Raw genomic sequence first — 23363 nt, forward strand, 5'->3', positions numbered from 1 at the left:
AGACATCCGCTCCCCTGGCCGACGGGGGTCCGCGCACCCTCGACGCGATCGACCCGCAGCTCCGGGCCGCGATCGGGCGGATCGCCCGGGTCCCGCAACTGCTGGTCGCCTGCGACTACGACGGCACCCTGGCACCGATCGTGGAGGACCCGACCCGGGCGGTCCCGCTGCCCGAGTCGGTCGCCGCGGTCCGGGCGCTGGCCGCGCTGCCGCAGACCACGGTCGCGGTCGTCTCCGGCCGCGCCCTGCGGGACCTGGCCACGCTGTCCCGGCTGCCCAGCGAGGTGCACCTGGTCGGCAGCCACGGTTCCGAGTTCGACGTCGGCTTCGTCGAACGGCTCTCCCCCGAACTGATCGAGGTCCGCACCCGGCTCCGCAACGAGCTGCGCCGGATCGTCGCCGGCAAGGACCGGGTACGGCTGGAGAGCAAGCCGGCGAGCGTCGCCGTACACACCCGGGGCGCGGACCCCGAGGTGGCCGCCGAGATCGTGGCAGCGGTCGAGGCCGGCCCGGCGAGCTGGGCCGACGTGACGGTGACCCGGGGCAAGGAGGTCATCGAGATCTCGGTGATCCCCACCAACAAGGGCACCGCGCTGGAGCAGCTGCGTACCCAACTGTCGGCGAGTGCCGCGCTCTTCATCGGCGACGACGTCACCGACGAGAACGCCTTCGCCAAGCTGCACGGGCCGGACGTCGGCATCAAGATCGGCCCCGGTGAGACCCGGGCGAACTTCCGGATCGCCGAGCCGGTCGACGCCGCCCGGGTCCTCGGGCTGCTGCTCGAGGTACGCCGTACCTGGCTCTTCGGCGAGCGCGCGGTGCCGATCGAACGGCACTCGATGCTGGCGAACGGGCGTACCGTCGCCCTGGTCACCCCGGAGGCCAGCATCACCTGGCTCTGCCACCCCAAGCCCGACTCGCCGGCGATCTTCGCCGACCTGGTCGGCGGCAACCCGGCCGGGCACTTCAGCATCTCCCCCGAACGGGGCGGCCTGCCGCTCGGCCAGCGCTACCGCACCGGCACGATGACCGTGGAGACCCGCTGGTCCGGGCTCACCGTCACCGACTGGCTGGACCGGCCGTCCAGTGTCGGCGTACCCAGCGGCCCCGCCGTGATCAGCGGCGACTCGACGCTGATCCGGGTGATCAGCGGCGCCGGCCGGGCCCGGCTGACCTTCGCCCCCCGGCCCGAGTTCGGCCAGGTCGCGGTGCAGCTGCAACCGCTCGGCGACGGGCTGCTGGTGCTCGGCTCCAACGAGCCGATCGCGCTCTACTCCCCCGGCATCGAATGGGAGATCGTCGACGACGGCGGCTACGAGACCGCCAAGGCGGTCGTCGACCTGACCGCCGCCGGCGGCTCGGTCACCTGTGAGCTGCGGTTCGGCTCGCACAGCCTGGCCCACCACCGGGTGCCGGTGCACGAGCGGCAGACCCGGGCCGAGCAGCCGTGGCGGGACTGGCTGACCGGGCTGCGGCTGCCGCACACCGCCCGCGACCTCGTCGCACGCAGCGCACTCACGCTGCGCGGGCTGGTCCACGAGGCGAGCGGTTCCATCCTCGCCGCCGCGACCACCTCGCTGCCGGAGGAACTCGGCGGGGTCCGCAACTGGGACTACCGGTACTGCTGGCTGCGTGACGCCGCGCTGACCGCGCGAGCGCTTGTCGACCTCGGCTCGCTGACCGAGGCCGAGGGCTTCCTGCGCTGGGTCGACGGCTGCGTCGAACGCACCGGTGGGCACCCGGAGCGGCTGCACCCGCTCTACACCGTGGACGGCTACGAACTCGGTGCCGAGGCGGTCATCGACACCCTGCCCGGGTACGCCGGCTCCCGGCCGGTCCGGGTCGGCAACCTCGCCAACCACCAGCTCCAACTCGACGTCTTCGGCCCGATCGCGGACCTGCTGGCGGCCGTCGCCGACCTGCGCGGCTCGGTACGCGACACCGAGTGGCGGGTGCTGGAGAACATGGTCGAGGCGGTGGCCCGACGCTGGCACGAGCCCGACCACGGGCTCTGGGAGGCCCGGCTGCCACCCCGGCACCACGTGTACTCCAAGGTCATGTGCTGGATGACCGTCGACCGGGCGCTGCACGTGGTCCGCCGGCACGGCGACGGGGACCGGCCGGAGTGGGTCGAACTGCGGGACCGGATCGGGCACAACGTGCTCGAGTACGGCTGGCACGACGGCGCCGGCGCGTACAGCGTCGCGTACGGGGACGAGGAGATGGACGCCTCGTCGCTCTGGGTCGGCCTCTCCGGGCTGCTGCCCAACGACGACCCCCGGTTCCTGGCCACCGTGCTGAAGATCGAGGCCGATCTGCGCAGCGGTCCGGTCGTCTACCGCTACCTGTGGGACGACGGCCTGCCGGGCCGGGAGGGCGGCTTCCACATCTGCACCTCTTGGCTGATCGAGGCGTACCTGCGGACCGGTCGACGGGCCGACGCCGAGGAGCTGTTCAACCAGATGGTGGACACCGCCGGCCCGACCGGCCTGCTCCCCGAGCAGTACGACCCGATCTCCGAGCGCGGGCTGGGCAACCACCCGCAGGCGTACTCGCACCTCGGGCTGATCCGTTGCGCCCTGCTGTTGGACGACATGCTCAAGGCGTGAGCTGCCCGGACGGGGCCCCTTCTCATCGCTTCGTGAGAGGGGGCCCATCCGGACGTCAGAGTCTGCGGACGACCAGACGACCGCAGTCGCCGCCCGCGGCCAGCAGTCGGCCGTCGGCGGAGTGGACCAGCCGGTGGATCCGTTGCCGGTCCGCACCCTGCGGTGCCACGTCCGCCGGTTCGCGGGTGGCGGCGGAGTAGAGACCGAGCCCCCGCGTCCGGTCGCCGCCGACCGCCAGCGTCTTGCCGTCCGGGGAGTAGGCCCAGCCGTAGCAGGTGGCCCAGCGGTCGGTCCGGCCGCCGGGATTCGTGAACGCCCACACCAGTTCGCCGGTCTCGATCGAGACAGCGCACGGCCCCTCGGCGTACCGGACCGCCGCGACGACCTGCTCCTCGGTCGGGTCGAAGCCGAGCGCCCGGGGCACGATCTCGTGCGGGAACGGGATGCTCCGGACCAGTTTCCGCTGGTCGACGTCCCAGACCTCCACGAGGTTGCTGGTGTCGTGGATCGCGTCGGCGTGCCGGTAGGTCACGCCCCGGCTGGGGCGGTACAGGGCCAGCAGACGCCCGGATCGCGAGAGCGCGCCGGCCCGGCACTGGGTCGTCGGCGAGGCCATGGAGAGTTCGAACAGCGTCCCACCGGCCGCGTCCAGCACCCGGGCCGTGTGGTCGGCGTCGAACAGCAGCAGGCGCCGCCGGGCGGCGTCCCAGGCCGGGTGTACGCAGAACGGGTTCATGGTCTCGTCGGCCGGGTGCCGGCGGGTGTAGTCCGCGAGCAGCCGCCTCTCCCCGGTGGCCAGGTCCAGCCGCCAGGTCTGCTCGTTGCGCGCGTACACCAGGTTTGTGCCGTCGGCGTCGAAGAGCACCGCGTGCAGGAAGGTCTGGCGTTTGCCGGGCGGCTCGCGGTGGACCAGCCGGGCCCGGCCGGTGGCGAGGTCGACGAGCCGGATCTCGGCGCCGTACGCCTGGTCCAGCATGGTGCCGACCGCCAGCGTGCCGCCGTCCGGATGCAGGTCGAAGGCGTCGCTGGTGGACGGGTACGGGCTCAGCCACTCCAGGACCACCTCACCGGGGGCGGCGGCGGACGGATCCCGGACGAGCACGAAGCCTTCCCGGAGCCGCCGGTCCTTCTCCTTCCGGAAGGCGTTCCAGGTCTGCCGCTCGTCACCGCCCTCGATGGTGGTGACCCGCGGCTTGCGCTGCCCGGTCCAGGTTTCCCGGACAACCCGGCCGTCGGCGACCCGTATCCGGCGGTACCTGCGGTTCGCGGGGTCGGACTCCGGGTCGACCAGGGTGATGTCGACCCGGGTGATGTCGTCGTGCGGCATCCGGCGATGGTATGCGGGCCGTACGACCGGCTCAGCCGTGGCGGGAGGCGACGGCGGTCAGTCGGTGCCGACCGGCTGCCCGGCCAGGATGCCGACCACCGGGCCGAAGACCACCACCGCCGGGGGCCGGACGCCGGCGGCGACGACGTCCGCCGCGACCGCGTCCAGCGTCGAGCGGAGCACCCGCTGGGCGCCGGTCGTCCCCTCCTGCACCACCGCCGCCGGAGTCCGCGGGTCCCGGCCGTACGCCCGCAGCGCGGCGGCGATCGCGGCGAGGTTGTTCAGCCCCATCAGCACCACCAGGGTGCCGCGCAGCCGGGCCAGCGCCGACCAGTCGACCAGCGAGTTCGGGTGGTCCGGCGGCAGGTGCCCGGAGACGACGGTGAACTCGTGCGCCACCCCCCGGTGGGTGACCGGGATGCCGGCCGCGGCCGGGGCGGCGATCGAACTCGTCACCCCCGGCACCACGGTGACCGGGATCCCCGCCGCCGTACAGGCCAGCAGTTCCTCGCCGCCCCGGCCGAAGACGTACGGGTCGCCGCCCTTGAGGCGTACCACGTCGGCGCCGGCCAGGGCCCGGTCGACCAGCACCCGGTTGATCTCCTCCTGGGTGGCGGCCGGCCCGTGCGGGATCTTGGTGGCGTCGACCAGTTCGACGTCGGGTCGCAACTCGTCGAGCAGCAGCCCGGGTACCAGTCGGTCCGCGACCACCACGTCCGCCTCGGCGAGCAGCCGCCGGCCGCGTACCGTGATCAGCTCCGGGTCGCCCGGCCCCGCCCCCACCAGCGCGACCCGGCCGACCGGTCGGGTCGGCGTGGCGTCCTCCACCTCGGCCGGCTTCGCCCCGGTCGCCTCCCCCACCGCGTCGGCCGGGGTGGCACCGTTCGCCGACGGTGCCGGGCCGCCGGGGAGCGTGCCGTCGACCAGGGCGGTCCGGATCGCGTCCCGGACCGCCATCGCCCGACGCGGGTCACCGCCGCCGAGCACCGCGACGGTGAGCGGACCGTACCGGGCCACCGCCGGGGTCCAGGCGGTCGCGGCGTCGCGGTCGTCGGCGCGTACGCAGAAGACGCGGCGCTCGAGCGCGGCGGCGCTGACCGCGTCGGCGGCGGCCGGATCGTCGACCGCGACGTGCACCAGCCAGGCGCCGTCGACGTCGGACGGCTCGAACCGGCGGGCGATCCAGGACAGGCGGCCGGCGTCGGCCCGGTCCCGCAACGCCGGGGTGAGTTCCGGTGACACCACGACCACCTCGGCGCCCGCGTCCAGCAGGGCGGGGACCCGGCGGGTCGCCACCGCGCCGCCCCCGACCACGAGCACCCGCCGGTCGGCGAGTCGAAGTGCCAACGGATACAGCGTCATTTCTCCGAGACTCCCGCCGAATCGAAGGTCGCCACCTCGTGCAGCACCCGGACGGCGCCAGCGACGACCGGGAAGGCGAGCAGGGCGCCGGTGCCCTCGCCGAGCCGTAGGCCCAGATCAAGTATCGGCGTCAGGCCCAGCCGCTCCAACCCCGTGGTCGCCCCGGGCTCGGCCGACCGGTGGCCGGCGACCAGCGCGTGCCCCGCGGCCGGCGCGAACGCCACCGCGGCCAGCGCCGCCGCGACCGCGCTCACCCCGTCGAGCAGGACCGGGGTACGACGTGCGGCGCCGCCGAGGACGAGGCCGGCGAGCGCGGCGTGCTCCAGGCCACCGACGGCGGCCAGTACGCCGAGCGGGTCGCCGGGATCCGGCCGGTGCCGGTCCAGCGCCGTGCGGATCACCTCGATCTTCCGGGCGTACGTCGGATCGTCGACCCCGGTGCCGCGACCGGTGACCGTGGCCGGGTCGGCGCCGGTGAAGGCGGCGATCAGCGCGGCGGCCGGGGTGGTGTTGCCGATCCCCATGTCCCCGGTGAGCAGGATGCCGGCGCCGGCGTCGAGCAGTTCGTCGGCGATCCGGATGCCGACCTCGACGGCGTCCCGGGCCTCCTGCCGGGTCAGCGCCGGCCCGATCGTCATGTCCCGGCTGCCGGGCCGGACGTTCGCCCGGACCAGCCTCGGCGCGCCGACGGATGCCGGCGCCGTGCCGGCGGACCCGGCCGCCGCTCCGGCGGCGGGGGTGTCGGGACGGGCCTCTTCCGCCGCGAAGTGCGACAGCAGGGGGCCGTTTCGTACCCCCACGTCGACGACGGTGACCGTGGCGCCGGTCTGGCGGGCGAAGGCGTTGACGACGGCGCCGCCGGTCAGGAAGTTCGCCACCATCTGGGCGGTCACCTCCTGCGGCCACGGGGTGACCCCCTGGGCGTGCACGCCGTGGTCGGCGGCGAAGATCGCGACGGCGGCGGGGGCGGGAACCGGCGGCGGACAGGCTCCGGCGAGGCCGGCCAGGCGGATGGAGAGTTCCTCCAGGGCGCCGAGGGAGCCGGCGGGTTTGGTCAGCCGGGCGTGCAGGGCACGGGCCGCCGCCATCGCCACCTCGTCGAGTGGGCGGATGGCGGCGACGGTCTGCTCCAACATCAGGCCTCCAGGGTCTCGGCGAGTGCGGTCACGAACAGGTTGGTCGTGGCAGTGTCCCGTACCGCGACGCGCAGCCAGTCGGGGCCCAGGCCGGGGAAGGTGTCGCCCCGCCGTACCGCGAATCCGCGCTCGCGCAGCGCGAGTCGTACCCGGTCGGCGCCGGGCAGGTGCAGCAGGACAAAGGCGCTGGCCGGGGTGCCGGCGACGCGTACCCGGGGAAGTTCGCCGAGCCGGCGGAGCAGGTGGGCGCGGTCGGCGGCGAGGCGTACCGCGATCTCGCGCTCGGCCGCGACGGCGGTCGGGGTGGCGCAGGCGGCCGCTGCGGCGAGCGCCGGGGTGGAGACGGCCCAGAGCGGCTGTACGGCCGCCAGGCGTGCGATCAGTTCGGCCGGGCCGAGCAGGTAGCCGATCCGGAGTCCGGCCAGTCCCCAGGTTTTGGTGAGGCTGCGGACGACGACCAGTCCGGGCAGGTCGCGTCGGCTGGCGAGGGATTCCGGTTCGGTACCGCCGGCGGCGGGCGTGGCGGCGGCTCCGGGCGCGGGGCCGAACGTGGCAGCGGGGCCGAGCGTGGTGTCGGCGAACGCCTCGTCGACGACCAGGGTCCGGCCGGGGCGGGCCAGCGCGGCCAGGGTGTCGGCGGGGTGCAGGACGGAGGTCGGGTTGGTGGGGTTGCCGACGAAGACGAGGTCGGCGTCGGCGGGTACCCGCGCCGGGTCCAGTCGGAAGTTGTCGTCCGGCGACAGGATGACCCGCTCGACCCGGTGCCCGGCCGCGCGCAGCGCCGCCTCGGGCTCGGTGAACTGGGGGTGCACGACCACCGGGCGGTGTGCCCCGCGCAGCGCCTGGGCCAGCAGGACAAAACCTTCGGCCGCGCCGGCGGTCAGCAGCACCTCCGGCGCGGGCCGGTGGTGCCGGGCGGCGACGGCGGCCCGGGCCGGTCCGGGGTCGGGGTAGGCCGCCAGGTTGTCCAGGGCAGCCATGATCGGCTCCCGCAGCCAGGTCGGCATCGGCTGGCGTTGGACGTTGACCGCCAGGTCGACGAGGCCGGGCGCCACCTCGGCGTCACCGTGGTGGCCGAGGTCGGGCGGGGTGACCGGCCCGTCCGGCGGCGGCGGGGTGGCGGCGTGGGATCCCGGTACGCGCATGGGCGTGATCCTGCCGAAGTCGCGCCGGCGGCAGCCAACGGAGGTATCGACGGGGGTGGCGGGTACCCGGATCCGCCGGAATCCGGACCGGCAGATTCGCGAATCTTTATCATGTTTTGCCGTGCAATATCATAACTTGAGGTCGTGACCAATCCCACCCGCTCTGCCCCTGGTCGTGCCGTACCCCTGCTCCGGGCCGGACTCATCGCCGGCGTTGTCGTGGCCGCCGCCCTGTTCCCGTTCGCCGCCGTCGGCGGGCTGGCCGCCAAGGCCGGCGCCGAACTGGTCGACAAGACCCCCGCCGACCTGCTCGCCTCCGCGCCCGCCCAGACCAGCTACGTCTACGCCGCCGACGGGACCACCCTGCTCACCACCTTCTACGAGGAACACCGGCGGTACGTGCCGCTCTCGGAGATCTCGCCGTACATGCAGCAGGCGATCGTGGCGGCGGAGGACACCCGGTTCTTCGAGCACGGCGGGGTCGACCCGAAGGGCATCATCCGCGCCTTCGTCGCCAACCAGCAGTCCGGCGGCGTCTCCCAGGGCGCCTCCACCCTGACCATGCAGTACGTCCGGATGGCCCTGCGGGACAGCGCGAAGAACGCGATCGAGGTACGGCAGGCGACCGAGCAGACCAGCCTGCGGAAACTACGGGAGATGCGGCTCGCCATCGATCTGGAGAAGGAGACGAGCAAGGAGCAGATCCTGGAGCGCTACCTCAACTCGGCCTACTTCGGCCACCGCGCGTACGGGATCTACTCGGCGTCGGAGATCTTCTTCTCGAAGCGGCCCGCCGACCTCACCCCGGTGGAGGCGGCCACCCTCGCCGGGCTGGTCAAGGCGCCGACGTCGTACGACCCGGCGAGCTCGGACCAGAAGGCGGCGACGGACCGGCGCAACTACGTACTGGACCGGATGCGCGAGATGGGCTTCCTCTCCCCGCAGGACACCGCGGCGGCCCAGGCCGAGCCGATCCGGCTGCGGCTGAGCAGCCCGCCCAACGACTGCATGTCGGTGCCGGAGGACCACAACGGGTGGGGTTTCTTCTGCGACTACCTGAAGGCCTGGTGGGCGGCGCAGCCCGCGTTCGGCGCCAATTCGCTGCAGCGCCTGGACAAGCTACGACGCGGCGGCTACACGATCATCACCACGTTGGATCCGAAGCTGCAGGAGATGGCCGAGCAGCAGGTGGTGGCCGACGAGTCCGCCGGCAGCCCGTTCGCGCACGGTCTGGTCGCGGTCGAACCGGGCACCGGACACGTCAAGTCGATGGCGGTCAACCGGGTCTACTCGCTCGACCAGAGCGAGAACGGCCCGCACTCCAACCCCAGCCTGCGCAGCCGGCTCAAGGGCAACTACCCGAACACGGTGGTGCCGCTGCTCGGCGGCGGCGATCTCCCCGGCTACCAGGCGGGTTCGACGTTCAAGATGTTCACCATGCTCGCCGCGCTCGATGCCGGGATGCCGCTGTCCACCGCGTTCAACTCCCCGCACCGGTTCGTCTCGAAGTACCCGGACGGCAGCGGCGGCCCGACCGACTGTGGCGGCTTCTACTGCCCGTCGAACGCCAGCGGCGCGATGAGCGGCCTGCAGACCATGTGGTCCGGCTTCGGCAAGTCGGTCAACACGTACTTCATCTGGTTGCAGCAGACGGTCGGCGCGGAGAACGTGGTCCGGCTCGCCGAACGGCTCGGCCTGCAGTGGCGTACCGACATCGACCGGCGGCAGGCCTCCCCCGACCACGCCAACCGCTGGGGCTCGTTCACCCTCGGCGTCTCCGACGTGACACCGCTGGAGATGGCGAACGCGTACGCCGCGATCGCCGCCGACGGCCGGTTCTGCGAGGCGATTCCGGTGATGTCGATCGCCGCCCCGGACGGGACGCCGGCGACGTACCGGTCCGGATCGGGCATGGATCTGGAGATCGCCCAGCCCCGGTGCAGTCAGGAGGTGAACCCGGACGCGGCCCGGGCCGCCACCGACGCCGCGCGCTGCCCGACCGGGGACACCCCGGCCCGGGGATCCTGTGGCGGCTGGTCGACCGCCGACCGGGTACGCGGCATGGTCGGCCGGCCGGTCGCCGGCAAGACCGGTACGACCGACAGCGACCGGGCGGCCTGGTTCGTCGGCTACACCCCGGAGCTGGCGGTGGCGAGTTTCCTCTCCGACCCGGACAGCCCGATGAACGCCGTCGGTGAGGGCCAGTCGAACAAACCGATCGACGCGGTCGGTGGTTTCCTCCGGGACGCGCTGAAGGACCAACCGGTCCGCCAGTTCACCCCACCGTCGGACGAGATGGTCGGGTGAGTTGACGGCACACCCGGCTGGCTGGCGCGACAGGTCGGATCAGTGGTGCAGGTCGGCCGCGACCAGGGACCAGACCTCCAGGTCGACCCGGCCGCTGTGCACGTACCCGGCGTTGCGCAGCAGCCCCTCGTAGGTGAAGCCGGCCTTCTCGGCGACCCGGCGGGACGCGATGTTGCCCGGTGCGACCCGGAGTTCGAGGCGCTGGAAGCCGTGTTCCAGGATCAACGCCACGGCGAGCGCGTCGACCGCCTCGGCGGCCATGCCGAATCCCCGCGCCTCCGGCGCGATCGCGTACGCCACCTCGGTGACCCGGCCGCCCCAGTCGGTCCGTTTCGTCCAGAGGCAGCCCACCAGCCGGTCGTCCTCCCGCCGGATCACGCCGTAGTGGTCACCGTTGCCGCTGTCCCGCCGTTCCTGCGCCATCTCGGTGCACCAGGCCAGTCCGTCGATCTGCCCGAGTTCCCGCTGGAACGGCAGCCACCGCTGGGTCTGCTTGTCCGCGAAGATCGCGGCGACCCCGCTGGCGTCGGCGGCGTGCAGTGGCCGTACGTGCATCCGGGGCGTCGACACGGTCAGACTCGGAAAGCGGCGTACCGCCACCTCTCCGCTCATTCCGCCGGCTCACCGTCCACTGGTGGGGCCGGTCGCCGGGGAGGCTGCGGCGACTGTCCGGCGGGTGGCACCGCCGCCGGTGGCTGGTCGGCCGGCGACACCGCAGCCGGTCGGGTGGCCGGTGGTACCGCGGACGGCACCCCGGGCGTTGCCGGTCCGGGCGGCACCGGGCCGGCCGACTGGTGGGGCACCGGGACGCCGGGCCGACCCGCTGACGGGCCGGACGACGGCCGGTCAGCGCGGTTCGGAGCGGCCGGCGGACCGGACGACGGCCGACCTCCTTGGGTCGGCGGGGCCGGCGGACCGGACGACGGACGGTCAGCGCGGCCCGGCGTGGCCGGCGACACCGGCGCCGCGCCGATCGGCGACGCCGGCACGACGGTCGCGACCGGCACGGTCCGGTCCGGCCCGGCCGGGGAGATCGGCACGACGCCGTCGGGACCGGCGGGCGAGATCGGCGCGGGACGATCCTGCCCGGGCCGATCCTGCCCGGGCCGGGTGGGGCCGGGCGGAGCAGCGGGAGCACCCGGAGCCGCAGCACCCGCCGGAGCGACAGGAGCGCCCGAAGAGCCGGGAGCGCCGGCCGGGGCGGCGGGACGGGCCGGCGGCACCGACAGCGCCGCCGCCACCAGACGCCGGGCGATTCCGGGGCTGCTGGCCCAGTGCACCATCAACTGTGAGGCGTGCACCCGACGCCAGACGAAACCCTCCGGAGGCCCGCCACCCCAACTCCAGGCCGGCGTCTGCCCGGCCCGCGGCGTCAACACGCCCCGGTGCTGCTTGTAGCCGACCACCCGGGCACCGGCCCGGGCGACCGGCGTGTCCGTCCGGGCAGTCGCCTCGCGGTAGCCGACCACGGCCCGCTCCAGGCTCGTACCGGCCGCGTCCAGCACCCCGCACATCGGGCGGCCGTCGAACTCGCGGGCCAGCCAGAGCAGGCCGGCTCCCTCGGCGATCACCGGACGGCCGGTACGGGCCAGTTCCGCGACCGCGATGCAGAGCCGTCGGTTCGCCGACAACTCCTCGGCGTACGTCTCGGGCAGCGCGCCGCCGATCACGAGCGCGTCGGTCCCCTTCGGCAGCGCCTCGTCCCGGAGCGGGTCGACGGTCACCACCTCGGCCCCGGCAGCCGCCAGGAGTTCCGCCGTCTCGGCGTACGAATATGACAGGGCCGGACCACCGGCGAGGGCGATCAACGGACGACGGCCCCGGGTCTCGGCGGCCGGCGCGGGCTGGGCCGGGTCGCCGACCGCCTCCGGCGCCGACCAGACGTCGACCGGCACCCGGGGGGCGGACCGGGCCAGTGCGAGCAGCCGGTCAAGGTCGACACCGCCGGTGACCGCCTCGCCGAGTCGGCGGATCCCCCGGTACGCCTCGACGCCGCGCTGCATCACCGGCACCACCCCGTGCTGCCGGGACGGCAGTACGGCGGGCAGGTCCCGCCGCCGCAGCGCCCCGAGGACCGGTACGCCGATGTCGTCGAGGGCGTCGCGAAGCAGTTGCTCGTGCCGGTCGGAGGCGACCCGGTTCAGGATCACGCCGCCGAGCCAGAGCATCTCGTCGTACGCCCGGAAGCCGTGCGCCAGCGCGGCGACCGACTGTCCCATCGCGCCGACGTCGACGATCAGTACGACCGGCGCGCGGAGCGAGGTGGCGATCGCCGCTGTCGACTCGGTTTCGGCCCGGCCGGCGAGACTGTCGAAGAGGCCCATGGTGCCCTCGACGACCGCGACGTCGGCGTCGGCGGTGCCGTGTGCGAAGAGCGGCGCGATCCGCTGTGCCCCGACGAGCCGGGGATCGAGGTTGCGGCCGAGTCGTCCGGCGGCCATCCCGAGGTAGGCGGCGTCGGTGTGGTCGGGGCCGACCTTGAAGCCGGTGGCCTTCAGGCCTCGGGCGGCGAACGCGGCGAGCAGGCCGACCGCGATCGCGGTCTTGCCATGGCCGGACGACGGTGCGCTCACCACTACGCGCGGCACGGCGATCATGGTCGGCTCCTCGGGGCGCGGACACCGGTCCCGGTCTCCGGGGTGGTGCGGACGGCGGCGGTACGGGGACGACGCGGGCGGACCCGTCGATCGGACCGACCGGCGTGAGGATACCCGGCGGGCGCCCACCCGCCGGCCCGCCGAGCCGACCCGCCGACAACCTGCTCCCGGACCGCCGAGCCGACCTGCCGGCAACCCGTCCCGCCCGGCCGAGCCTGAGCCGGGACCGGTGTGCCGCCCACCTGGCCGGTGGTCCGGGGCCGCCGGGTAGCCTCGGGTCGTGTACCGGTTCCTGCTCACGCCCCGCTGGCTGGGCATTCTCGCGCTGACCCTGGCCGCCGCCGCGGTGATGGTCCTGCTCGGCAACTGGCAGTTGCACCGGTACCAGGAGCGGGCGGCGACCAACGACCGGATCGACTCCACCGCGACGATACCGCCGGTGCCGCTGCACCAGGTCGTGCCGGCGCCGACCGGCCCGGCCGGGTCGGTGGGCCAGGCCCCGCCGGCCGACGCGGCCTGGACCCGGATCACCGTCACCGGCCGGTACGACAGCACGAAGCCGATCCTGATCCGGAACCGGACCGTGGAGAGCCGGGTCGGTTTTGAAGTCCTCACCCCGCTGGTGCTCGCCGACGGCAGCGCGGTCCTGGTCGACCGGGGCTGGCTCGCCCCGCCGCCGAGCAGCAACGCCCTGTCCCGGCCGACGGTGCCGGCGGCGCCGTCGGGCGAGGTGACGGTGGTCGGCCGGCTGCACCTGTCGGAGAGCAAGCCGGACACGATCGTCCGGCAGGACGGTCGGCTGGAGACCCGGCGGATTGCCGTACCGGAGCTGGCCAGGGAGTTGTCGTACCCGGTCTACCACGGTTACCTGCTGCTGGACGAGCAGACCCCGGCCGCCGATCCGGCCTTCCAGGCGGTGCCGATCGGTCACGAGAACGACTGGCAGAACGCCGGGTACGTCGTCCAGTGGTGGCTGTTCGCGCTGCTCACCCTGGTCGGGTTCGGCTGGGCGGCCCGCCGCGAGGCCCGGGGTGAGACCGGGGACGACAACAACGTCGACGGCGGCTCGCCGGATCTGGCGGCGTTGCCCGGTGAGCCGACCAAGCCGGCGAAGCCGCGCAAGCCGCTGGACCGCGCCGCCGAGGTCTGAGGACGGGGCACCTTCCGACTTCCGGGACGATACCTGACTCCCGGGACGACATCGGTTCCGGTTAGGGTCTGCGGGATCACACTTGGCCGTGTTGGGGAGGAGCCGGCATGAGCGTGGACCCGACCGGTGCGGGGGCGGATTCCGGTTCCCCGCCGAGCGACCCGTGGCAGCAGACCGGTTCGTCGTCGGACTGGTCGACGCCGCCACCGCCCGAGCCGCCGACGTACCCGTCCACACCGCCGCACCAGCCGGCGCCACCACGGCCGCCGTCGATCGGGTCGCCGGGGCCGGCGTACCCGCCGATGCAGGCGTACCCGGGTGGGATTCCGCCGGTGAGCGCACCGCCGACCAGCGTCGTTCCGGCCGGTGGCTGGCAGCCGCCGCCGGCACACGAGCCGGTGCTCGCCCAGATCGGCGAGATCGCGGTCACCCCGAGCACGGTACGGACACCGAGCGGCGACATCCCGCTGGCCGGCTCGCAGTGGCACGTCGCGGACTACTGGCAGAGCGAACAGAAGATCCCGACCTGGGCGATTGTCTGCGCGGTGGTCGGCTTCTGCTTCCTGACCGTGTTCAGCCTGCTCTTCCTGCTGGCGAAGGAGACCGTCCACCGGGGTGTGGTGCAGGTGACGGTGACCAACGGGGCCCGGCAGTACGTGGCCCGGGTGCCGGTGGTGAGCCCGGCCCAGGTGCAGGCGATCCACCAGCAGGTCAACTACGTGCGGTCGCTCGCCGCATCCTGAGGTCCGGGCCGGTGTGCCGTTCGGCCGTGCCGGCAGCTCCGGATGCGGCGACATGCCGGAGAGTCATGTTTATGACTCTCCGGCATGTCGAGCCGGCGGGTGGCACCGTACCGGGCCGTTCGGCCAGTCGCGCGACGATGATCCGCCAGTCACGCCCGCCGTGTCGTGGGTACCTTCATCGACGGGGTGCCCAGGTCCGCGACGCGTCGTTACGCTCGCCGTAGCACGACACCGCTCGATGTAGCAGGGAGATCGTCATGCGTCTGCGTACCGTGGTTCTGTCTGTCGCGGTTCTCCTGGTCGCCGCCGGGGTGATCGCGGCCGTCGGCCTGAGCCAGGCTCAGGGCGTACTGAACCTGGCCGGATACACCTGGTCCAACTGATCCACCGCCGGCGGTCCGGGGCTCAGTCGACCGGTGCCGCCGGGTGGTCGGTCGTCGCGGCCAGGTCCCGCCACTGTGCGAGCTCGGTCCGCAGCCCGTCGATGCTCTGCTCGATCAAGGCCACGGTGTCCGGACCCAGCGGCAGCCGGGCCGGCGTCCGCCCCGACTCGACCACGTCGACGAGCACCCTCGCGGCGCGCGTCGGGTCACCGGGCTGGTTGCCGTTGACCTGCTGGACCCCCTGCCACATCTGCCCGACCGGTCCGTCGGCGTACGCCGTCAGCCGGTCGCCGGCGATCCGCAGGCTGCGCTCGTCGGCGAAGTCGGTACGGAACAGGCCGAGTTCGACCGTGGTGACCGACACCCCGAACGGGGCGAGTTCGGCCCGCAGCGCGTCGCCGAGGCTGCTCATCGCCGCCTTCGTCGAGGCGTAGACGCCGAGGCCGGGCGGGGCGGTGACCGCGAACAGCGAGCTGATGTTGACGATCTGCCCGGTCCCCTGCTCGCGCAGCACCGGGGCGACCGCCCGGATGACCCGGAGCTGGCCGAAGACGTTCAGCTCGTACTGGGCCCGGATCCCGGCCACCGCAGAGGCCGTCGTCGAGCTGCTCAACTCACGGCCGCACGCGATCCCGGGGATGCCCGACGCGCTGGACGACCCGGACCGGGCCGCCGAACTGCTGCACCAGGTCACCGGCGACCCGGTGATCGGCGGGATCACCCTCGCGGTCGCCGAACTCGTCGCGGCGGGCACCTGGTCGCGGATCCGGACCTGCGCCAACGAGCAGTGCCAGCACGTCTTCTACGACACGACCCGCAGCCGGACCCAGCGCTGGCACTCGTACGAGATGGGCGGCAACCGGGCGAACGTCGCCGCGTACCGGGCCCGCAGCTCCCGGACCCGTACCGCCGGCTGACCCGGTCCCCTGGTCTCACACCAGGCTGGCCGTCACCACCTCCTGCGGGCCCGCCTGGCGCCCAGGTCGTACTTGGGCAGACGCCGGGGAACGCCCTGGCGGTCGACCGGAAATCCGATCTCTGTGAGCCTCTCGACGTTAGTCGACTTGTAATGGATATCTCACTCCCGCGGACACCAGATCTGCAGCCGGATCGGAGGCGTCTCGGCGACCAGCCGGTTCGGGGAGAAGAACCGGCACGTCAGGTCGAAGGCCGCGGACTTCTCCGCAGCGAAGACGATTGCGGCCCGGTCCCCGATCGCCGCGTTCATGCCGATCGCACACGGCACGACCTCGACCACCGCCTTCGCCTGCGGGTACGAGTAGCAGGCGTTGAGGACGACCAGCCGGATCCGCTCGCCGGCGGCGCGGAGTGTGGCGGTCAGGGCGCGTTCCGAGACGGGTTTCGGTCGTCCTCTCCCGTCCACGAAGGTCAGCTCGCCGTTCGGGTCGCCGTGGCCACTGAAGTGGAGCACGTCCGGTCGGAGTTCGTTGAGCGCCTGGAGCAGATCGTCCGGTCGGGCCGCCCAGAACGAACGGAGGTCGATCGCCTGCTGGTGAACTGACCCGCGCAGTTTGTCGCGGATCTCGCGGATCTCCTCGTCGAGGCCGAGCCTCGTGGTGGACCGCGGATTGGCGGCAAGGAACAGCACCGTCGTCATCGTGCGATAACCCCCTGCGCCGCGCCACCGGCTTCATCTGCGTCTATACGGTACCGGCTCGGTGCAGCCCCGATCCGGTTCCGAGTGGGCCAGTCCGGTCCGGGCCCGGGCCTGCTCGTGGCGGCTGCCGATCTCCTCGGCCAGCCGCAACGCGGCCAGGTGGCGCATCCGCGCCTCGGTGAACCGGCCGGTCGCGGCGGCGACCTCCCCGAGACTGTTGCCGACGCACGCCTCACCGGCCCGCTCCCCGATCCGCTGGAACAGCGCCAGCGCCTCCCGGAGCCGGTCGAGGGCCCGCCGATGTTCGCCGCGCAGCAGGTCGACCCGGGCCAGGCCGTCCAGGGCGTACGCCTCGCCGGCGGACTCGGTGGTGCTGCGGAACAGTGCCAGCGCCCGCTGGTGATGGTCGCCGGCCTGCTGGTGCCGGCCCAGGCCGGAGTCGACGTGCCCGAGCGACACCAGGGCGTACGCCTCGCCGATCTGGTCGCCGACCCGCCGGCAGATGGCGATCGACGCCTCGAGGTGGCGGGCCGCCTCGGCGTACCGTTGCTGGCGTAGTCGTACCTGGCCGAGGTTGCCCAGGGCGCGCGTCTCGCTGGCCTGGTCACCGTTGCGGCGGCACAGCGCGACCGCCTCGGTCAGGCTCGCCGCCGCCTCCGGATACCGGCCCTGCCACTGGTAGACGTGCCCGAGGTTGCCCAGCGCCCGGGCCTCGACGACGGTGTCCCCGACCTCGTGGGCCAGCTCGATCGCCCGGGTCAGTTCGGTGACCGCCTCCGGGTAGCGGCTCTGCTGGACCTGCATCACCCCGAGGTTGGTCCGCAGCTGCGCCTCGGCGCGCCGGTCGCCGGCGTCCCGGGCCGCCCGCAGCGCGTGCTCGTGCAGGATCACCGCGTCCGGGTAGTGGCCGCCGCTCTCCAGGTAACGCAGCAGGATGACGGTGAGCGGCACGACGTACCAGGGCTGCCGGTGGGCGGTGGCGTGCACGGCGGTGGCGACCAGGTTGGCCCGTTCCGCGTCGAGCCAGGCGACCGCGGCTGCCAGGTCCGGCAGCGCGGGCAGCGGTCCGGCCGGCGCCGGAACGGTCGGGCGGCGGTGCCGTTCCGCCGGGTACAGCACGTCGATCGCGGTCGCCGCGGTGTGCAGGTAGAGGTCCAGCAGGCGGCGGGGCGGCTCGGCCTCGCGATCGCGGGCGGCCAGGTCCCGCGCGTACGCCCGGAGCAGGTCGTGCATGCCGTACCGGTCCGGGCCCCGGCGCTGGACGAGGTGGCTGCGGCCCAGCAGCTCCAGGTGGGCCCGGGCGGTCGGCGCGTCGACGCCGGTCAGCGCGGTCACCGCGTACGCCTCGAACTCGGGGCCGGGGTGGGTGCCGAGCAGCCGGAAGGTGCGGGCGACGTCGGTCGGCAGGTCCCGGTACGACCAGGAGAAGACCGCCCCGATGTCGGAGTGCGAGTCGCCGGCGTCGGAGAGCAGGTCGAGCCGGCGGCGATGGTCGGCGAGCTCGTCGGCGATCGTGGCCAGTGGTGTCGGCGCCCGCCGGTGCACCAGTTCGGCGGCGATCCGCAGCGCGAGCGGCAGCCCGGCGCAGTGCGCGACGAGCGCGGCGGCGGCGTCGGGGGCGCCGCCGACCACGGTGTCGCCGAGCAGGAGCCGGAGCAGGGCCAGGGCGTTGTCGGGGGTGAGCACGTCCAGGTCGAGGCGTCGGGCGCCGTGCCGGACGACCAGGCCGGGCAGGCTGTCCCGGCTGGTCACCAGCACCACGCTGCCGGCCGAGGCGCCGGGCAGCAGCGGCCGTACCTGGTCGACCGAGGCGGCGTTGTCGAGCAGGATCAGCATCCGGCGGCCGTCCAGCAGGCTGCGGTATCGGGCGGCCCGTTCGCCGAGGTCGGTCGGCAGCTGCTCGCCGGGCAGGCCGAGGGAGCGCAGGAACCGGGCGAGGGCGTCGCCGGGCGTCACCGGCTGCTCGGGGTCGTAGCCGCGCAGGTCGAGGTAGAGCTGTCCGTCCGGGAACCGGTTCCGGGCCCGGTGCGCCCAGCGGGTGGCGAGCGCGGTCTTGCCGACGCCGGCCGTACCCGAGATGGTCAGGACCACGACGGTGGACGCCGGGTCGGTGTGGCCGGTGCTGCCGGCGGTGTCGGCGGTGTCGGCGGTGCCGGCGCCTCCGCCGCCGGCCAGCCGGTCGAGTGCGGCGAGCTCCGACCCGCGTCCGGTGAATCCGGCCACGTCGGCCGGCAGTTCCGCCGGCACCGGCCGGGGTACGGCGACTGCGGTCGGGGGTGGGGTGTCCAGCCCCGGCGGGCTGTCGTCGAGGAGTTCGGTGTACGCCGCCGCCAGCTCCGGTCCGGGGTCGACGCCGAGTTCGTCGGCGAGTCGGCGGCGGGCCGTGTGGAACGCGGCGAAGCCCTGGGCCCGCCGCCCGGCCGCCCCGTAGGCCCGGACGAGCAGTGCCTGTCCGGCCTCGTCGAGCGGGTCGGCGGCGACCGCCTCCTCCAGGGCGGTGATCGCCCGGTCGGCCGCACCGGCGGCGAGCATCATCCCGGCGTAGCGGGTCAGCGCGGTCCGGTGTTCCCGCAGGACGGCGGTGGTCCGGGGGTGCCGGGCGAGCAGCGGCAGGTCGGCGAAGGGTGGCCCCTGCCAGAGGGCGAGTGCCTCGACGAGCGGGTCGACGGTTTCCCGTTCGGCGGCGAGCCGGACCAGTCTGCGGAACCGGAGCAGGTCGATCTGGTCGGCGGGTACGCAGAGCCGGTAGCCCTCCCCCTGGTACGGCAGCAGTTCGCTGCGGGAATGTGGTGGCCGGTTCGGCTCCAACAGCCGGCGCAGGTGTTTCACGTGGGTCTGCAGGATGTTCACCGCGCTGGCCGGGGGTGTCTCACCCCAGATGGCGTCGACGAGAGAGGCGAGGGTGACCAGTTGTCCGCCGGCCAGCACGAGCAGCCCGAGTACGGCGCGCCGGCCCGGCGGCCCCAACTCGACCGGTTGGTCGTCGTACCAGGCCCGCATCGGCCCGAGCACCTGGATCCGCACCGTCATCCCGTGTTCAGCCGCCGTCCGACGTAATGGGCAACGCTACGCGAACCATAGATCCCGGTAACACCCGAGGACAACGGGACACGGGCACGTGGCACGGATCGGCCGGGTGTGTCGGGGTGGTGATCAGCGCTGGCTGACGAGCAGGTACCGCTCATCGATGATCTTTGCGCCCCACAGTTCCGGGTCGTCGAGCAGCTGGACGTCGACCTGCTGGCGGTGACGCGACACGAGTGACCGGCAGTGGTCGGCGGTCAGTCCGGCACCGGTTGACCAGTGCCCCTCGACGAATACGAGACGTCCGTGGGGCCGCAGCAGGCTGATCCATCGCGCCAGCACCACGTCGGGTTCGGTCAGGGCCCAGAGCACGTGGCGGGCCAGTACGACGTCGAACGATGACGGCGCGAACGGCGGGTGTGCGGCGTCTGCGTGTAGGAAGGTCACCGCGACGCCGGTGTTCGTCGCCTTCTGCCGGGCGAGGTCGAGCATTCGGGGAGCGTTGTCGACCGCGTGGACGTCGTGTCCGGCTTCGGCCAACAGCACCGAGAGGCTGCCCGTGCCGCAGCCGAAGTCGACGATCGTGGCCGGTGCGGCGGGCAGCACCGGCAGGAGCAGCTGCCGCCAGGCCCGGCGCACGGCAGGATCGGATAGACCGTGGTCGGCTTCGTCGTCGAAGCTGGCCGCGTGCGCGTCCCAGAACCGTGGTCCGTACTCGTCCACGCGGCGATCCTGCCAGCCGCCACCGACCCGTCGGCGGGCGGCGGGATCCGGTCGGCCCGCGTTCGGCGAGGTGGGTGACATGCCCACCCCAACGGAACCCGTCATACCGGGTCCGCAACCCGCAGCCGTGGCCACCGCTGCTCGGTCCAGGCCCGCAACAGCCACTCCAGCGGTCCGTACCGGAACCGGGCCATCCACGCCGCGCTGACGACGAGCTGCACACCGTAGATTCCGACCGCGACGAGCACGACGACCGGGGGTGCGACGGCGCCGGCGAGGCCCAGGCCGACGCCGGTGAAGACCAGCACGCAGAGCAGCGACTGACCCAGGTAGTTCGACAGGGACATCCGGCCGGCCGGCGCGAGGACGGCGACGACCCGCCGCCCCCGGTCGGTCTGGAAGAACTGGAGCAGGGTGGCGGCGTACGCGGCCGCGAGCAGCGGCGCGGTGAGTACGCCCGCCGTCAGCCCGGTCAGGTTGGCGGTGCCCCCACCCGATGCGAAGACCACCGCACCGGCCAGGCCGACCGGATAGCCCACCTGTTGCACCCGGCGCAGGAGCTGCCGGTTTCCGGCGACGTCGGTGAGCAGCCGGCGCCGTCCGGCCGCGTAGCCGAAGAGGAAGGCCGAGAGGGCGAGCGGCCCCTGTACGAGGAGCGTGCCGACCATCGCCGGCAGCTGACGTACGTGCTCGACGACGATGGAGCCGATCCCGCCCTGGAGTGCCTCGGTGGACCGCTGTCCGGCCGCGAGTGCCGACGCCGGATCGGTGACCAGCTGGATCCCATTGGTGGCGGCGAGGGCGAGGACAAAGCCGATCCCACCGGTCAGCAGGACGGCGACCCGCAGCGCGGTCCCGACCCGGACTCGGCGCATGGCGAGCAGGACCAGGCCGAGCAGTGCGTAGGCGGTCAGGATGTCGCCCTGGAACAGCAGCACCGCGTGCAGGATGCCGAGCCCGAAGAGCCCGGCCAGTCGTCGCCGGAACCGTGGGACGACGTCGACGCCGCGCCGGGCGGCGGAGTCGAGTTGGAGCGTGAAGCTGTAGCCGAACAGAAACGAGAAGAGCAGGTACGCCTTCATCGCGAGGAGCGCCTCGACCAGCCACCGGACCGCCTGGTCGCCCCACGAGTCGTACGCGGGATCCGGCACCAGCTGGAAGGAGTAGCCGGAGGCGAAGAAGGTGATGTTGACGATGAGGATGAGCAGCAGCGCCACGGCGCGCAACGCGTCGACCTCGACGATCCGGGAGAGCGTCCCGGACGACGCTCTGTTTCCGATTGGCGGGTCCTCGATGGAGTGGCTCACGTGGCTACCTCCGGTACGGACAGGAATCGTTGGTGATGACTGTCCTGCGACCCTATGAAGCGGGCTGTTCGGATGGCAGCCGGTGAGCGGGAAGGTTGTCGGTGGGGCAGGCCCCACCCCCGGTGGTCGGGTCTCCGGCCGCGCGGCGGTGTTCGGTCGCGGTCCCCGGTCGGACCGGGAACGATGGTGTCACGTCACCGGCGGACGACGACCGGCACGAGGGGGTCGTTCATGTCGAGCACGACGTCGGCGCGTTCCGCCGGGCGGGCGTCGTACCGGTACAGCCGCTGGCCCGGCAGATACCGGAGCCGGTAACGCCGCTCTACCTCGGTTACCGACCCGAACACCGCCAGGTCGCGCACCCGGGCCCGGGCCAGCGCCACCTCGGGATCGACGTGCAGGTACACCGAGACGTCCCAGAAGGCGGACAGCTCGGGCCGGAGCAGGAACACGCCGTCGAAGAGCAACAGGGCGTCGGCCGGGGCCCGCTCGGTCGCGGCGCGCGTGGCGCTGTCGGTCCGGTGGTCGAACGTGCCGGGCAGATAGTGGCCGTTCCCGCCGGGGCCGAGCGGGCGTAACACCTTGTCGATGACGGCGTCGTGGTCGAACGAGTCGTGGTAGTAGCCCGCCGGGGACAACACCCCCTGTCGGCGCCGTACCGCGGCGGGCCTGTGGAACTGGTCGATGCTGAGCCGGATCACCGGCCGGGTGGTGCCGATCCGGGCCGCGAGCTCGTCGGCGAGCGTCGTCTTGCCCGCCGCGTCCGGTCCGTCGACCGCCACCCGCAACGTGTACGGCACCGTGCGACCGAGCAGTTCGTCGGCCAGTTCGGCGACGATGCTCGCGCGAGTAGCGGACACCTGCCGGAGGCTACCGAACCGCCCTGGTCCTGCCCGGGTACGACGAGCCCACCCTCGGTTCGCCGCCCGGGCGTCCTCAGTCGCGGGAAAGCGGGGCCAGGATCTCGTCGATCCGGGTGATGTCGGCCGGGCTGAGCGGCCCGTGAGCGAGCGCGCCGGCGTTCTCCTCGATCTGGGCGACGGTGCGGAACCCGGGGATCGGCACGGTGACCGGGCTGCGCGCCCAGAGCCAGGCCAGCGCCCCCTGGGCGAGGGTACGGCCGCCGCTGGTGAGCACCTCCCGGATCGCGTCGATCGCGGCGAGCCACTCGGGTGCGCCGGCCCCGTCCCGGAAGTACCGCATCCACGGCAGGTCCTGGCTGCGTACGTCGTTGCCGGCCACCTGCCGCCCGTCGTGGTACTTGCCGGAGAGCAGGCCCATCGCCAACGGTCCCCGGTTGATGCTGGCCAGCTGGAACTTCTCGCAGACGGCCAGCACCTCGGCGGAACCGTTGAGCACCGACAGGTCCTGCTGGATCGCGGTGCAGCCGGCTCCGGCCTCGGCGAAGGCGGCGGCCCGGGCGGCGTCGTCGGTGCTCCAACCGTAGGACCGGATCTTGCCTTCGGTGACGAGGTCGTCGAGGACGCCGACCATCTCCAGGGCCTGTGGGATCGGCAGGTCGCCGAGGTGCAGTTGGTAGAGGTCGACGTAGTCGGTGCGCAGCCGGCGCAGCGAACCCTCCAGGCAGCTGCGGACGTACGCCAGGCTGTCGTCGGCGCCCAGGGCGACACCACGCTCCTCGTCGAAGGTGTAGCCCCACTTGCTGGCGATGACCACCTGGTCGCGTACGCCGTGGAAGGCGGAGCCGATCAGCGTCTCGCTGTGTCCGGCGCCGTAACTGCTGGCGGTGTCGAAGAACGTGATGCCGAGGTCCCGGGCCCGGTGCAGGGCCCGGATCGACTCGTCGTCGTCGCGCGAGCCGCCCCACCCGTACTGGTTCTCGGTGTCCCCGTACGCGCCGCCGATCGCCCAGCAGCCCGCACCCAGTGCGCTGATCTCGATGCCGCTACGGCCAAGAAGTCGCTTCATGCG

The 23363-nt window shown here is 73.3% G+C and carries 19 protein-coding genes; 6 read left to right on the plus strand and 13 right to left on the minus strand.

The annotated features are described in order from the left end of the window. Positions 1-14 precede the first annotated feature (14 nt). Complete coding sequence (otsB, locus tag ABGB21_RS34030; protein ID WP_347681319.1) at positions 15-2609, plus strand: trehalose-phosphatase; 2595 nt, start codon at positions 15-17, stop codon at positions 2607-2609. A 55-nt stretch (positions 2610-2664) separates the two neighbouring features. Here the strand turns inward: otsB and ABGB21_RS34035 are convergent, their stop codons facing one another. The 4 genes from ABGB21_RS34035 to cobC are packed head-to-tail and all read right to left on the minus strand — an operon-like array spanning position 2665 to position 7579. Next, positions 2665-3936, minus strand: a complete 1272-nt coding sequence (locus ABGB21_RS34035; protein ID WP_347657918.1) for a hypothetical protein — start codon at positions 3934-3936, stop codon at positions 2665-2667. A 57-nt stretch (positions 3937-3993) separates the two neighbouring features. After that, positions 3994-5298 (minus strand): uroporphyrinogen-III C-methyltransferase, encoded by a 1305-nt coding sequence (cobA, locus tag ABGB21_RS34040; RefSeq protein WP_347657919.1) that lies wholly within the window; start codon positions 5296-5298, stop codon positions 3994-3996. Then, on the minus strand, positions 5295-6434 hold the full coding sequence (locus tag ABGB21_RS34045) for a nicotinate-nucleotide--dimethylbenzimidazole phosphoribosyltransferase (RefSeq protein WP_347657920.1): 1140 nt from the start codon (positions 6432-6434) through the stop codon (positions 5295-5297). The genes cobA and ABGB21_RS34045 overlap by 4 nt, the downstream gene beginning before the upstream one ends. Further along, complete coding sequence (gene cobC / locus ABGB21_RS34050) at positions 6434-7579, minus strand: Rv2231c family pyridoxal phosphate-dependent protein CobC (protein WP_347681293.1); 1146 nt, start codon at positions 7577-7579, stop codon at positions 6434-6436. Before cobC ends, ABGB21_RS34045 begins: the two co-directional genes overlap by 1 nt. Before the next feature lie 144 nt (positions 7580-7723). Between cobC and ABGB21_RS34055 the strand changes: the two genes are divergently transcribed. Next, positions 7724-9886, plus strand: a complete 2163-nt coding sequence (locus tag ABGB21_RS34055; protein ID WP_347657922.1) for a transglycosylase domain-containing protein — start codon at positions 7724-7726, stop codon at positions 9884-9886. A gap of 39 nt (positions 9887-9925) precedes the next feature. Here the strand turns inward: ABGB21_RS34055 and ABGB21_RS34060 are convergent, their stop codons facing one another. Both ABGB21_RS34060 and ABGB21_RS34065 read right to left on the minus strand, forming a co-directional pair. Beyond that, positions 9926-10498 carry a GNAT family protein gene (locus tag ABGB21_RS34060; protein WP_347657923.1) on the minus strand — a complete coding sequence of 191 codons (573 nt, stop codon included), beginning with the start codon at positions 10496-10498 and terminating at the stop codon, positions 9926-9928. Next, positions 10495-12483 carry a cobyrinate a,c-diamide synthase gene (locus ABGB21_RS34065; RefSeq protein ID WP_347681295.1) on the minus strand — a complete coding sequence of 663 codons (1989 nt, stop codon included), beginning with the start codon at positions 12481-12483 and terminating at the stop codon, positions 10495-10497. The genes ABGB21_RS34060 and ABGB21_RS34065 overlap by 4 nt, the downstream gene beginning before the upstream one ends. A gap of 280 nt (positions 12484-12763) precedes the next feature. Here ABGB21_RS34065 and ABGB21_RS34070 point away from each other — a divergent pair, with 280 nt between their 5' ends. From ABGB21_RS34070 to ABGB21_RS34080, 3 genes are all read left to right on the plus strand, one after another. Further along, on the plus strand, positions 12764-13633 hold the full coding sequence (locus ABGB21_RS34070; protein WP_347657925.1) for an SURF1 family protein: 870 nt from the start codon (positions 12764-12766) through the stop codon (positions 13631-13633). 107 nt (positions 13634-13740) lie between these two features. Then, on the plus strand, positions 13741-14376 hold the full coding sequence (locus ABGB21_RS34075) for a hypothetical protein (protein ID WP_347657926.1): 636 nt from the start codon (positions 13741-13743) through the stop codon (positions 14374-14376). Positions 14377-14633: 257 nt separating this feature from the next. After that, a complete protein-coding gene (locus ABGB21_RS34080) occupies positions 14634-14759 on the plus strand; it encodes a hypothetical protein (protein ID WP_347657927.1) in 126 nt (41 codons plus the stop codon). A gap of 22 nt (positions 14760-14781) precedes the next feature. On the opposite strand, the gene ABGB21_RS34085 is transcribed toward ABGB21_RS34080, so the two are convergent. Beyond that, positions 14782-15513 carry an SDR family NAD(P)-dependent oxidoreductase gene (locus tag ABGB21_RS34085; RefSeq protein WP_347657928.1) on the minus strand — a complete coding sequence of 244 codons (732 nt, stop codon included), beginning with the start codon at positions 15511-15513 and terminating at the stop codon, positions 14782-14784. Between ABGB21_RS34085 and ABGB21_RS34090 the strand changes: the two genes are divergently transcribed. Beyond that, entirely contained in the window at positions 15398-15676 is a 279-nt protein-coding gene (locus ABGB21_RS34090) for a CGNR zinc finger domain-containing protein (RefSeq protein ID WP_347657929.1), read from the plus strand. The two genes, ABGB21_RS34085 and ABGB21_RS34090, sit on opposite strands and share 116 nt — an antisense overlap. A gap of 161 nt (positions 15677-15837) precedes the next feature. On the opposite strand, the gene ABGB21_RS34095 is transcribed toward ABGB21_RS34090, so the two are convergent. From ABGB21_RS34095 to ABGB21_RS34120, 6 genes are all read right to left on the minus strand, one after another. Then, entirely contained in the window at positions 15838-16377 is a 540-nt protein-coding gene (locus ABGB21_RS34095; protein WP_347657930.1) for a CHAT domain-containing protein, read from the minus strand. A 33-nt stretch (positions 16378-16410) separates the two neighbouring features. Next, a complete protein-coding gene (locus ABGB21_RS34100; protein ID WP_347681297.1) occupies positions 16411-19407 on the minus strand; it encodes a tetratricopeptide repeat protein in 2997 nt (998 codons plus the stop codon). A 123-nt stretch (positions 19408-19530) separates the two neighbouring features. Beyond that, positions 19531-20124: a class I SAM-dependent methyltransferase gene (locus ABGB21_RS34105; RefSeq protein ID WP_347681299.1), complete on the minus strand. Its 594-nt coding sequence runs from the start codon at positions 20122-20124 to the stop codon at positions 19531-19533. Positions 20125-20225: 101 nt separating this feature from the next. Beyond that, positions 20226-21431 (minus strand): DUF418 domain-containing protein, encoded by a 1206-nt coding sequence (locus ABGB21_RS34110; RefSeq protein WP_347681301.1) that lies wholly within the window; start codon positions 21429-21431, stop codon positions 20226-20228. 194 nt (positions 21432-21625) lie between these two features. Next, positions 21626-22291, minus strand: coding sequence for a uridylate kinase (locus ABGB21_RS34115; protein WP_347681303.1), 666 nt, complete (start codon positions 22289-22291; stop codon positions 21626-21628). Between the two features lie 76 nt (positions 22292-22367). After that, entirely contained in the window at positions 22368-23360 is a 993-nt protein-coding gene (locus tag ABGB21_RS34120) for an aldo/keto reductase (RefSeq protein ID WP_347681305.1), read from the minus strand. Between the last annotated feature and the right edge of the window lie 3 nt (positions 23361-23363).

It is taken from the genome of Plantactinospora sp. B24E8 (assembly GCF_039871735.1).
Classification (GTDB): domain Bacteria; phylum Actinomycetota; class Actinomycetes; order Mycobacteriales; family Micromonosporaceae; genus Plantactinospora.